The sequence below is a fragment of the Metabacillus idriensis genome (genome assembly GCF_050483325.1).
Taxonomy (GTDB): domain Bacteria; phylum Bacillota; class Bacilli; order Bacillales; family Bacillaceae; genus Bacillus_P; species Bacillus_P idriensis_A.
In genome coordinates, this window is sequence record NZ_JBCMYF010000035.1 from 74,590 (window position 1) to 86,981 (window position 12,392).

At 39.8% G+C, this 12,392-nt stretch carries 10 protein-coding genes; all 10 read right to left on the reverse strand.

Annotation, left to right across the window (positions count from 1 at the left end; genetic code table 11):
- Positions 1–29 precede the first annotated feature (29 nt).
- Positions 30–704, reverse strand: a complete 675-nt coding sequence (qcrB, locus tag ABEQ24_RS20730; RefSeq protein WP_029280290.1) for a menaquinol-cytochrome c reductase cytochrome b subunit — start codon at positions 702–704, stop codon at positions 30–32.
- Positions 705–707: 3 nt separating this feature from the next.
- Positions 708–1,217 carry a ubiquinol-cytochrome c reductase iron-sulfur subunit gene (locus ABEQ24_RS20735; RefSeq protein ID WP_430008558.1) on the reverse strand — a complete coding sequence of 170 codons (510 nt, stop codon included), beginning with the start codon at positions 1,215–1,217 and terminating at the stop codon, positions 708–710.
- 141 nt (positions 1,218–1,358) lie between these two features.
- A complete protein-coding gene (locus ABEQ24_RS20740) occupies positions 1,359–1,814 on the reverse strand; it encodes a YpiF family protein (RefSeq protein WP_430008559.1) in 456 nt (151 codons plus the stop codon).
- A gap of 100 nt (positions 1,815–1,914) precedes the next feature.
- Positions 1,915–3,027, reverse strand: a complete 1,113-nt coding sequence (locus ABEQ24_RS20745) for a Ger(x)C family spore germination protein (RefSeq protein ID WP_430008560.1) — start codon at positions 3,025–3,027, stop codon at positions 1,915–1,917.
- Positions 3,024–4,115: a GerAB/ArcD/ProY family transporter gene (locus ABEQ24_RS20750; RefSeq protein WP_430008561.1), complete on the reverse strand. Its 1,092-nt coding sequence runs from the start codon at positions 4,113–4,115 to the stop codon at positions 3,024–3,026. Before ABEQ24_RS20750 ends, ABEQ24_RS20745 begins: the two co-directional genes overlap by 4 nt.
- Before the next feature lie 15 nt (positions 4,116–4,130).
- Positions 4,131–5,561, reverse strand: a complete 1,431-nt coding sequence (locus ABEQ24_RS20755; RefSeq protein ID WP_430008562.1) for a spore germination protein — start codon at positions 5,559–5,561, stop codon at positions 4,131–4,133.
- 110 nt (positions 5,562–5,671) lie between these two features.
- Positions 5,672–9,364, reverse strand: coding sequence for an alpha-amylase family glycosyl hydrolase (locus ABEQ24_RS20760; RefSeq protein WP_430008563.1), 3,693 nt, complete (start codon positions 9,362–9,364; stop codon positions 5,672–5,674).
- A 204-nt stretch (positions 9,365–9,568) separates the two neighbouring features.
- Positions 9,569–10,108, reverse strand: a complete 540-nt coding sequence (locus ABEQ24_RS20765) for a ReoY family proteolytic degradation factor (protein WP_070878132.1) — start codon at positions 10,106–10,108, stop codon at positions 9,569–9,571.
- 81 nt (positions 10,109–10,189) lie between these two features.
- Positions 10,190–11,497, reverse strand: coding sequence for a tetratricopeptide repeat protein (locus ABEQ24_RS20770; RefSeq protein WP_430008681.1), 1,308 nt, complete (start codon positions 11,495–11,497; stop codon positions 10,190–10,192).
- Positions 11,484–12,377, reverse strand: coding sequence for a hypothetical protein (locus tag ABEQ24_RS20775; protein WP_430008564.1), 894 nt, complete (start codon positions 12,375–12,377; stop codon positions 11,484–11,486). Before ABEQ24_RS20775 ends, ABEQ24_RS20770 begins: the two co-directional genes overlap by 14 nt.
- Positions 12,378–12,392 lie beyond the last annotated feature (15 nt).

Below are 12,392 nucleotides of genomic sequence, written 5' to 3' on the forward strand. Positions count from 1 at the left end.
CACTTGCGGTTATTATCTCATCGATTATTTTATAGAGGTCCAGATATACCCTGCTTGCGGATCATGATGAAGTGAGCTCCCATTAATCCAAATAAAGCTGCCGGCAGGAAGAACACATGGATGGCAAAGAAACGCGTCAATGTCTGTGCACCGACGATCTCCGGATGGCCTGCAAGCAATGTTTTTACTTGAGTGCCGATAAGCGGTGTTGCTTCAGCGATTTGAAGACCAACTTTTGTGGCAAATAGCGCTTTCATATCCCAAGGCAATAAATAACCTGTGAAGCCCAACCCTAACATAACGAAGAAAATTAAAACGCCAACTACCCAGTTAAGTTCACGAGGTTTTTTGTAGGCACCCTGGAAAAATACCCGCAGTGTATGTAGGAACATCATAACGATAACGAGACTCGCTCCCCAGTGATGCATGCCGCGGACAATTTGTCCGAAAGCGACTTCATTTTGCAGATAATAAACAGATTCCCATGCATTTTTAATATCGGGAACATAGTACATCGTCAAAAACATGCCTGATAAAACTTGAATAACGGTTACAAAGAACGTCAGACCGCCAAAGCAGTATACGAATGCTGAAAAATGGTGCGCAGGATTTACGTGCTCTGGCACTTCATGGTCAGCTATATCCCGCCACATCGGCGTAATATCCAAACGTTCATCAACCCAGTCATAAATCTTGTTTAACACTGATTACGCCTCCTTTCGCGGTTTAGCCGAACCAAGATACAAAAATCCATCTTTCACTTCACTCTTGAATACATCAAGCGGAGCAAGCGGCGGTGTTCCAGGAACATTTGTGCCGTCTTTGTCATATAAGCCATAATGGCATGGACAGAAAAATTTGTTTGGATTAGATGGATCACTATTCCAGTTAACTGTACATCCTAAATGCTTACAGACAGGAGAAAGTGCAACAATATCCCCTTTTTCCGTTTTAAATACCCAAGCCGATCTAGGTTCTTCGGACTTGTGCCAAGCATCAACTTGTTTGATTTTAAAGTTAAAACGCGTTGGTTCGTTCGTAATTTCATCAACACTCACTACTTGTACAAGGTCTTGTTCTTCGACCTTTCCAAGTACAGGGTCGAGCGCAAAGCGAACCATTGGCATAAGCATACCCGCAGCCATGAAACCGCCTACACCAGTCAGTGTATAGTTGAGAAATTGCCGTCTTGAAACCCGATGTTTTTTCTCGCTCATCATTTTCCCCCCTCTATCTTAAGCTGAAGTCCGTCAGGACATACGATAAAACCATATAAAACTAGGACAATCTCATGATATATCAATCTTCCAGTAAGGTCAATATTATCCTTTTTTGGAACTTTAAAAATGTAAGGGTTTTTATGAAACCCTCCAGGATTGTAAGAAAATGTTCAAAATTTGACTTACTTGATCCTCAATCATCTTCCTTTTCAGGGACTCGTCCATATGTTCCATAGGAATTGGAGGAAGATAGATTACGCTGTCCTTAAGCGTTCCGCCTTCATTTCTCCATGATTCATCACTCGTCACGAAAAAAATGTGTTTGAAATTGTCCTTTAATTCATGGTACCATTGTAAAATTGTTTTTTCTCTGTCATGCATTTGTCCGGATATGTAAGTGCAGGCTGGAAGCATAAAGATTCTTCCCTTTAGCTGGCGTTCCAGATCTTCTGTAATCAGCGAAGTATATTCTCCCTCTGCCGCCAAAGATTTCAGATTATCACCAAATCCGATTTGCACAAGCGGGATAATGGCAGTATCTACATATTCTTTTGATTGAAGAAACATGTCTGTGTCTTCTGATGTCCATTTCATGTCTTACAGCTCCCTCTGCTTATTATGTAATAATTATAAAGGTATTATATGTGTTTGTTAATAAGCTTTTGAAAATGAGGGAGATATTGGCTTTTCAGCCTCATTGCGAAGAACCTTTTGTTCCAAAATCCATTTTATCAATTCTTACATTATATGTGATTTCTGATTCGCTGAATTTTTCATCCCACTGTTTTCCATACTTTCTCCAGTAGGCAGGATGCTGATTTTTAACATATTGATATAACCCGGCTACGCCTGTCTTATAGTCGTGCTGCAGTTTATAAATTAAGTCATTCACCTCCTTTTCAATTGTCTTTCCCACGATTTCTTCAATTCCTTTTTGATACCCTTTATCGAAAGAATTCTCTTTTCCATACCAATCCTCCGCTAATCTGCCCTCTACTCTCATAAAAATATCGATGAATAGTCGTCCATTCTTAATCTTCGTCTTTATCTTTTTACTTCTTAATTTAATCACTTCAAAGCCGAATGGCTGATCATGATGAATTGCTTCAACTGTACCTCCTTCTACTGACCCATTAAGCCAGGAGAGGGCGGATACTTCTTCTTCTGTTAAGTTTTCACCTACCAGTTTTCCATTGTTGATTACCCCTGCACCCTTTAATTTTATATTGCCCTTTTCTAAACCTGCAATCTGAATGGCAAAGCTTCCTTCAGACTGCAGGCGGGCAGATGCTTCACCAAGCTTGAGCGGAGGTAAAATTTTATTTGTTTTTTTTCGATTTTCTGTGAGTTCATAGATAATATTAGATGGAATTTCTTTATCTGTTTTAACTGATAAAAGCTCTGATGCAGGTTCTTCCGTAAGAAATATGTATAAGCTTCTTCTTGTTTTATCATCTCTAATAAATTGATTAATGACTGTATCCAAGGGCGTTTCTTTAATCACTTCTTCATTTATTAAAAATATCCGCTGATGTTCGCTTGATATTGGCTTCGTTTCTAATGAGACATTTCGAATGGCTTCATGCACAGTCCCTCCTCCTGTTGTAATATTTTTATAGCCGGCTCCCTGACCCTGCCCAGCCGATCCGCCTTTAGGCATAATAATCTGATGCACTAATTGCACTCCTTCAACAGGATCAATCTTATCAACACCTGTACCTACGACAAGCGAGAGATCTTCAATATTTTGGCTGTCCCAGCATCCTGAGAGCATCAGTGTAATAAAAATAAGGAGAATTTTTTTCATAGTTTTATTAGCTTCCTTTTCAAAGCAACTGTTAAAAACGTTGCGATTGGAATGACAAAAAAGACTACTTGAAACATTTTTCCGACTATAGTGCTCATTTGAATTATTTCGAGCGTATTATTGGGTACGCAGGCTATAAAAAACAGGAGCGGAAGCAGGATAAGCACGTTCGTTTTAAAAGTTGTTTTAAACACGTGAGTCATTCCGTACGCAGCTAAATAATAATACATGGAAGTAGTAGTGAAAAACTGCAGAATCCAGGTTGTCAGCAGAAACGATTCGAATCTCTCAATAAAAATGCCCCTTACTTCAAAGGACTGTACAAATGAAATCGTCGGCCATGTCACAGCTTTCACTTCTTGTACAGATAAACCTGAAACAACTAGAACATACGTGATAATATATAACATTAAAGGAATGGCAAAACCGATCATCAAACCCTTTTTCAAGTTTTTTCTGTTTTTTGAAAAAGCCGAAATGACAAGAAAAATTTCCACTCCGATAAAGGAAAGAATGACTGAGTGTATCCCTTTGAATATGGGAGTGACTCCATTTCCCAATATCGGCTTAATATTTTCAATATCAATACTTTTAATACTGAAAAAATAGATCAGAAATAGTTCAACAATTGCCAGAGGAAGAAACACACTGAATACCTTCGTTATACTCTGCATCATGCCTAAAACCAAATACGCACTCAAACAGATCAAAGACAGTATCACAACCTGCACCGGAGTTGTCGACAGCAGGAAAAAACGGACCATTTCACTCATTGCAACAGCTTCAAAGCTTGCTACTCCCATAAAGTAAAGAATGATAAATAACTGAATAGCTTTTGAAATCCATTTTCCAAATCCTTCTCTTGTATATTGAAAAATATCTTTCACCTGATGTATTTTAAAGAAATAAAGGAGGAGTAACGCAAACAAGATTGCTATGATTCCGTCTATTATTAACACGATCCAGCCATCAGGCGAATCAATTTCTGCTGTAATCGTTCTTGGCAAAGTGAGCAGTCCGACTCCAAGCATGGCGTTGCTTACAAGCATCGCTATTTGAAAGACCGAGAGATTATCCATTTGCTTCATTTTCGGGGCCTCCTGCTAATTAACCTTCTTTCGCCTGAATGGCAGCCTGAGCAAGATATCCCTTGCCATTCTTGGGTTAAAAATCGTTTCCGGCGTGAAATATGGAGTGTTAAAGCTTGAAAGTCTGGATAGATGAATAAATATTAAAATAAAAAACAAAGTCGTTCCATAAATCCCAAGCACTGCAGCAGCTGTCATTGCTCCAAAGCGCAATAATCTAAAAGCTAATCCAAAACCATATTGAGGTACAGTAAAAGATGTGATCGTTGTAATTGAAACAATGATAACCATCAGCGAGCTTACTATGTTGGCTTCGACTGCAGCCTGTCCAATGATAACCCCGCCGACAAGGCCAATGGTCTGTCCGATAGGAGACGGAAGACGAATTCCTGCTTCGCGCAGCAATTCAATTGTAATCTCCATAATCATTGCTTCAACAAATGGAGGAAACGGGACATTTTCCCGTGTTCCGGCGATTGTGATAGCAAGCTCAGTAGGAAGCAGTCCAGGATTAAATGAAACAAGGGATATGTAAATAGAAGAAAGAAACAAAGTAATAGCCACTGAAATATATCTGAGCAGCCTCAGAAAAGATCCTGCAGCCCATCTTTCATAATAATCATCAGGTGATTGAAAAAGCATATCGATTGTCGTTGGCGCTATTAAAGCAAAAGGCGAACCATCCGAAAATATCACCGCCCTTCCCTGTTTCAAGGCAGCAACAACTCTGTCTGGACGTTCTGTATTCTGAATCTGAGGAAATGGCGAATAAGGTGAATCCTCAATCAGCTCTTCAAGTATTCCAGAATCCTCCAAATTTGTTGTTTGCACCTTCTCTAGCCGTTTTTTCACTTCATTTATCAGCTCTTCATTGGCTTTTTCTTTGTTAAACAGATAAACAATCCGTTTAATACTGCTTCCTTCCACGATCTCGATTTCTTTTGCAATGATAGACTGATCATTTGCAAGCTGACGGATAAGTCCAATATTTTCATCCAGACTTTCTATGAAACCAAGCTTCGGTCCCCTTACGATCCGTTCCGTCGTGGGTTCTGTAAAGCTTCTCATCTTCTCCTTTTCCGTATCAATGACAAAAGCAGTGGCAATTCCATCAACTAAAAGAACGGTCTGCCCGGAAAAAATATGTTTCAGGACATCTTCAATTGTGTGGATTTCCTGCTTTTTTAAAGGATTTACTTTTGAAAAGAAAATCTTTGAAAAAGAGTGATGAAAATCTGTCATAAAATCAATCGATGAAAAGGAATTGATCATTTCATATTGTTTATTGCTGTCTGTCATTCCGGACAGATAGAGCATGACACACATTTTTTGATGCTCTTGAATATAAATTTCTTTTTTCTCTAAATCTGCACTCTCTGTAATGATAGAAAATATATTTTCCATATTCTCTGTTAATTGACTTCTGAGCAGGGTATTATTACTCATCATGTTCTCCTCAGGCTTTATCGTTTTCTTATTATTTCTCCTTCTTCTATTCTTATACGAATGAAACTTACAGCAAAAAGCCCCTTCATTTATTAGAAGGGGCTCCATTTTCAAGTTTTCTGGTGTTTTTTCCGAAATAATATGGTTCCAATTATGAGCAAGAAAGCTCCAATCACCAAATAAGTAAAGGTATTTGTCGCAGTCGCTGGAAGTTTGCTGCTGTTATCATTCTTAGAATCTGTTTCACCTGTCGACTGTCTTTTTGAATGATCTTTCTTTTTTGTTTCATTTGAACCCGGAACTGTTCCGTCTGTATCATGTATTTCTTCGTCAGCGTCACTTGGGCCAGAAGGGTTTTCACCGTCTGACGGTGGCTTAGTCATGTCCTCTTCAAGTGCCAAAATGAATGTGCCTCCAAGGTCCCGTCCCACTAAGTCAACTGTTACTTGCTTTTTACTGGACACCTTGTATTTTTTACCGCTGTACAAATCGATCATCTTCTCAGACTTTTCAAATGGCACATCAATTGTAATCTGCTGTTCATCTTCTGTCGTGTTAATTCCGATAACAAGAGACTGCTCCTTGTAGTTTCTATTAAAAACAAGGTACCCCTCTTCATTGCTGCCTGCTGTTTTAGTCCGTTCTCCTTTAGAAAAAACGCTTGAATAGTCTTTGCGGATGTTCAACAGCTTCTGATAATGTGTAAGGAGATCATTATTTTTCGTATTTTCCCAGTCGAGATTGTACCTATTTTCATTAAACTCGCCTTTATCCATGTCTCCTGCGTGCTTTCCAGTTTGACCAAGCTCTTCTCCGTAATAAAGAACCGGCTGACCTTTTGCTGTTATTTGCAGAGCAGCAGCAATTTTCTGCTTGCTTTTATCTCCGCCTGCATGCGCCAATAAGAAACCGTCTTCGTCATGGCTGCTCAGAAACTGTCCCATTGCGGCTGTGTTCGAAAGCTTGCCGTTGCGCTCTTCAAGTCTTGCTTCAACAGCATCAATCTCTCCGTTAATAAAATCTCTTGCGTCGTATTTAAAATTGAAATCAAGCAGAGAATCCATCTGTCCGCTGTTTAAGTAACCGCCTGTATTATCGGTTCCACCGCCATAATATTCACCAATCATTTTAAAATCAGGATTCACTTTGGTCAGCTCATTCTTAAATGCTTTCCACGTTGTATCTTCCACATGTTTCACAGTGTCTACCCTAAAGTAGTCAATTGCATTTCCTTTAGTTGTTTTGTGTGATGCCCACGCTGTCTGCCAGTCAATGATTTGCTTTCTTACAGCCGGATCTTCAGTAATCAGGTCCGGCAATCCTGCAAGTTCCCCTTTTATAACATCCGTGCCTCCGCTGCGGAGCATCCCTTTAAAGCGTTCCCGATCTTCATCCCCTGGGAAATTGGGAATGTTTTGTTCATTTATATCTGTTTCTTTCAATCCATAGCCGGTATGATTCAGAACCACATCGACCATGACTTTCATATTTCTTTCATGTGCTTTATCAAGCAGCTCATTTAAATCGTCCATCTCCCCAAGATGTTCATCAAGCTTTGAAAAATCCTTTGCCCAATATCCGTGATATCCGTATTGATTGCCGCTTTTATTATGACGCAGATCCCAATCGATATTATCGACAATCGGCGTAATCCAGATCGTATTGATCCCTAGATCATCAAGATAGTCAAGCTTTTCTGTTATCCCTTTAAAATCACCGCCGTGATACGTTTCAGGATGATTTACGTCATATCCTTCATGATTCGGGTCATTATTCCCTTTGTCTCCGTCATAAAAGCGGTCAGTCAGCATAAAGTAAATTCGTGCCTCATCCCAGTCAAAATCTCCTCCGGAAACTCGCGGCTTCACTGAAACTGCTGCTTTTGCAGTATGTTTATTTCCAAATTCATCAACAGCTGTAACAGGAATTTCTTTATCACCGGCCGGCACTGAATCCTTAACTGACAAACTCACCTCTTTCAGTGCAGGATCGATTTGCAACGCTTCCGGCCCTCCAAGAGACGATGCATCTGCATACATATCTGAAAACTGAAGGGTTTCCAGGTCAGATTTTATCTCTAAACTTAAGACGGCATTCTGATTAGATGTGACTTCTTTTGGAAATACAGATGCCTTCATCTTTACTTTTGGAATTACGTAGTCTATAAAAGACTGCTCATAATATGGATCTGATATTTCATTTGTGGTGCCGTCCTTTGTGACAAGATAAGTGTATTCATATTTGCCCTCTTCAGGGATATCGAATGTATAGGTGAAATATTCATTTTTCTCATCATATTTCATATCAAATTGCTTGCCGTCAATTTTTATTTTCACATGCTCAATATCTGACATCGCATTGTTTTCGAAGAGTTCCTGATCACGGTAGAAAAATGTTGCTTTCCCATCCGTTATGACAGGACCTTTTATCGCTGGAACTGTGTGAAAATCAGCCTTACCGCTTTCAACAAACACTTTTGTCAGCGGCTGATCCGGGTCTGTTTCTATATATCTGTCTTGATCATACGGATCTTTTACAGCCCAGTCCTCACCTTTTCTAATGACAAACCCAATGTTTGATGCCTCTGCTCCAATTTCGAAGATAGATACGGCCCCTTTATCAGTCTCTTCCGTAAACCTTTTTTCGCCATCTTCTAGTCCCGTCTGCCATGTCCATATATTCCATCCGTCATAATCAGCATCTTCTCTGGAATAGGTAAACTGAACATGTCTTTTGACCGGGTTTTTCATTTCACTTGTTTTAAAAGAAAGGGAGAGATCCTGTTTTAATCCTGTTCCTGATTTTTCTCCAGTAATGGCTTCTTTTGGAACAGTCAGTGTATAGTTTTGAGCTTTTTGCATAGTCTCAGGTACGATTTCCAGCTGATTTGCATCCGCCGTTATCGCCGGTGCAACAGCCTGTCCGCCATTTTCTTTCAAGAAAATGCCGTCTGACTGTTCAAGTTTAATCGTCTCATTGAACGTCAGGATAATTGGAGAAGTTGTTTTAACATCTGCATCTCCATCAGCAGGGGCTGATGAAACAAGTTCAAGCTGTTCTGATCCGCTGATTCCATTAAGTGTATACTCTTTGCTATAAACAGATTGCTCATTTGGCTGATCTTTTTCATTCCAGGATACCGCCGTATTGTTTCCTTCAGCTTCAGGACTCACATCAAATGCGCCATGTTCAGAAGGGGTATTTCCGCTTAATACGGCAATTGCTTTTAATCGGTCATCATTTTTAAGACCCAGTTCACTTAATGGGATTCTTCCTTCAAATCCTTTAGTGCGGTCAGCTGCAAACTGAGCACCTTTTATATTTTCCCATGTTGAGAGGAGTGGATGAATAAAGTCATCTGCACTGTACAATGCAGCACCTGCTATTTCGTGATCACTCTTTATTCTGGAAACAAGGTGAAACTGGGGTTTTGCATCCGTGCCGCCAAAATGAAACGGTGCACCCCATGGATTTCCTTCCACTTTTGAATCTTTGTTATTCACATTTAATGCAAGATTCAGATACATGCCGTTATCGCCCCAATTCGGGACATTTTCAGCTTCAATCCAATAATAGAGGAACTGACTGTCATTCCTCAGATGTAGATCTCCGAGATGAAACCCTTCATATCCGGGATTTTCAGATGTTGCCAAAGGGTCGGTTCCTGCCCAATCCAGACCGTTTCCATCAACAGTTATCACATTCTGTTCAGCAGCAAATACCTGCCATGTACTCATGACCCCGCTTGCCAGAAGCAAAACTATCAGCAAAATGGATATCCACTTGCTTTTCTTTCTCCTCATCCCATTTCCCCCTTTAGCTCAAAGCGAAATCGTTTGCACAATTTTAATTCTACAAAAAAAGATTTCACACATGAAAGCGATTACAGCCCAATCATATTTTGTCACGTTTCGACCGAAAAATCAATTGAAAATTCTGAAAAAACACCGTGCAGCATGCTCTTTTTATAATCAAAAAAAGAACCTCTTTCTAGTAGAGGTTCTTTCTTATTTTAAGCATTTCAGTTTTTCAGTTAAGCTTTCAAATGCCGCTTTATCCTGGCGGTCAAGTGCGTCATCAATCATTTGAAGCAATTTTTCTTTTTGGAACGTTTGAATCGACTGCTCTAAAATGCGTTCAGCTACTACACGGTCTTTTTCATTAATGTTGAGATGTTTCGGCACAAATGGATTCGCTTCAAGCACTGCTGCATAATTCGGCGATTGATAAGCCGAGCGGAAGTTGAGCTGAATATACAGATCCTCGTCTTTATTTAACCGAATGTCATGGAAAGATTTTTCTGCATCTGTTGTCATGACATTTTCTTTGTAAAAACGAAACGGCACTTCCTCTACACAGTGGGTCGACATGATAATCCCCCGCGGACAATACTGAGCCTGCTCAACGAAATGCACTTTTTCCATCAGCGTGTCGTGACTCATTAAGTAATTCAAAATCCAAACACATTCCCGTCTTTTCAACTGATAATGATTTAAAAACCACCTGATAAAATCTTTCTTCTCAATGACAGATACAGGGGCCATCATATGCATTTCCCTCCTCTGCTAACTGTAGATTCTTATTCTTAAAGTTCAACAGATCCTAGGTGAAATCCTTCCGATTGGACGTTAAAAATCATCTTCTAATTGTATCAAAATCTCTTCGATTTCGACATTCGCCGGATCATGCTTTATTGCCTGACGGAACATTTCCCTGGCGGCGGCGCGATTTCCGTCCTCTAACAAGTAATAACCGTACTCTGTAAGAAAATCTGGTTCTTCCTTGAAGAAATTATATGCTCGCTGGTAATGGTTTAATGCATCCGAATATTGCTCTGTTTGATGATAAGCTCGTGCTAATTTACGGTCATATTCAGGATCTTCCTCGCCGTACCTCATTACTTCTTTCAAACAGTCAATGACTTCTTCATATTTTTGTTCCTGCATATAAATGTTTGTCAGTGTAATTGTTGCTTCGACATGCCCTGGATCAATGGCAATTGCTTGCTGGAGCAAGGCGGCAGCTTGGTTTGGCTCATTGTTTTTTAAAGCGATCTTTCCGCCGTAAACGTAAAGCTCTTTATTATACTCATCTGCCTTCAGGCCATCTTTTACTGTTTCGAGGCTTTCTGAAAGCATGCCTTCTTCTTCATATGCTTTAGCTAAATATAAATAAAGCGATGTATATTCATGATCGAGCTCTTTTAATTTTAAAAACTGATCAATGGCTGTTTTGGGATAATTCGCCTGCAGAGCTGTGAACCCATAGCCGAACAATGTGTGCAGATCTACTTGTTCATCGACCGCTTTCTCATAATACGGAAGCGCTTCTTCAAATTCGCCTGAGGCGCTGATGGATTCAGCAAGCCTCTGATACACATTAACTCCGGTTAACACTGTGTGTTCCTTTAAAACATCCTTAAAATAAGGGATTGCTTTATGATAATGTCCTTGATGAAAATAAAGCTCGCCTAAAGCAAAGTCAATGACGGGTTCATCCGGGACGATTTTTTTGGCAGACAGCAGCTTTTGTTCGCTGACTTCGTTTAATCCCTGCATTTGATACAAATCAGCTGAAAGGATCAATGCCTGTACATACGCAGGGTCTGTCTCGGGAATTGTACTTAATAGTTCAATTGCCTTTTCTTCTTCGTCCATATCTATATAGACTTCTGCTAGAAATACCGTAACCTCAGCTTCATCCGGATATAACAGATGCATGTCTTCCATTATATTCAGAGCCTGCTCAGTGTTGCCCCATTGATAGTATTTTTCTGCAAGCAGAAACTTTTCTTCATCATGCAGATTCTTCTCAAGTCCTGAAAGTTTTTTTAAACCCTCTTCAGCTTGTCCTGACTCTACTAAATCAATTGCTTCAATTAGTGAATTTTTCAACTTGTAACGCCCTTTCCAAGGAAACTCCTTATGGGACTGCATTTGCAGCAAACCTGCCTGACATGGATATGGCACATAACTCTCCAAACCCTGGCTTTATACAGATTTTTTCAGCAGCTTTGATCAGCTGTCCCTTATGAATCGTAAATGCAGGAATATGATTATGATACCCGCTAGCGGACATTTCTTCAACTGAATTGAATTCATTATGCATATAGAGGTTATAATCAACTTCGCCGCCGATCCTGATTTCTCCTTTTTCAGGGTAGATCCCTATTTTCATTAAAAGTGATTTTTCAAGAATTTCATGTTCAGGAGGACATTCCGGTTCTGCTGACATCCGGTGTCTTTCCATCAATGATGTAAACTGTTTTCTTCTTTTATCTGACGGTGATCCTGTCCATTGTGGCAGGAATGTCATTGGGAATCCGTATAAGCATCCGCGAATCCATTCCCACGGAAAATCAGTGATTTTATCTTCAGGATGAATCTCTAAAATAAGCAGTGGAATTTTATTTTTTTTGCAGCTAATGAGCAAGGATGGGGTCAATCTTTTCAGCGGAACTTTCACACCGATGCAGTAATCGATAGGAGAATTTATCATCATTTGTTTCTTTTTGCGAATCGCTTCTGGGAGATCCCGTTCATATTCTGCCTGAGCAATGGCTATAACAGTTGTACAGCCCTTTAAAATCAGCTTTTCCGTAAAGATTCGTTTTATTTCGGCAAAAGAACCTCCAATAGAAAAATCAAGCATCACGTGTCCAGGCGTTAACAGATAGTCCGCAGCATTCATTTTCATGCACGTCATCCTCTGCAGCGAAGGACTCATATAATCAATTTTGTTGTTTCGGATCAGAATCGAGGCTTTGACAATTTCGCCGTTTTTTAAAACATTTGCATCTTCGATAAGATAGGACAACGCCTTTTATCCCTC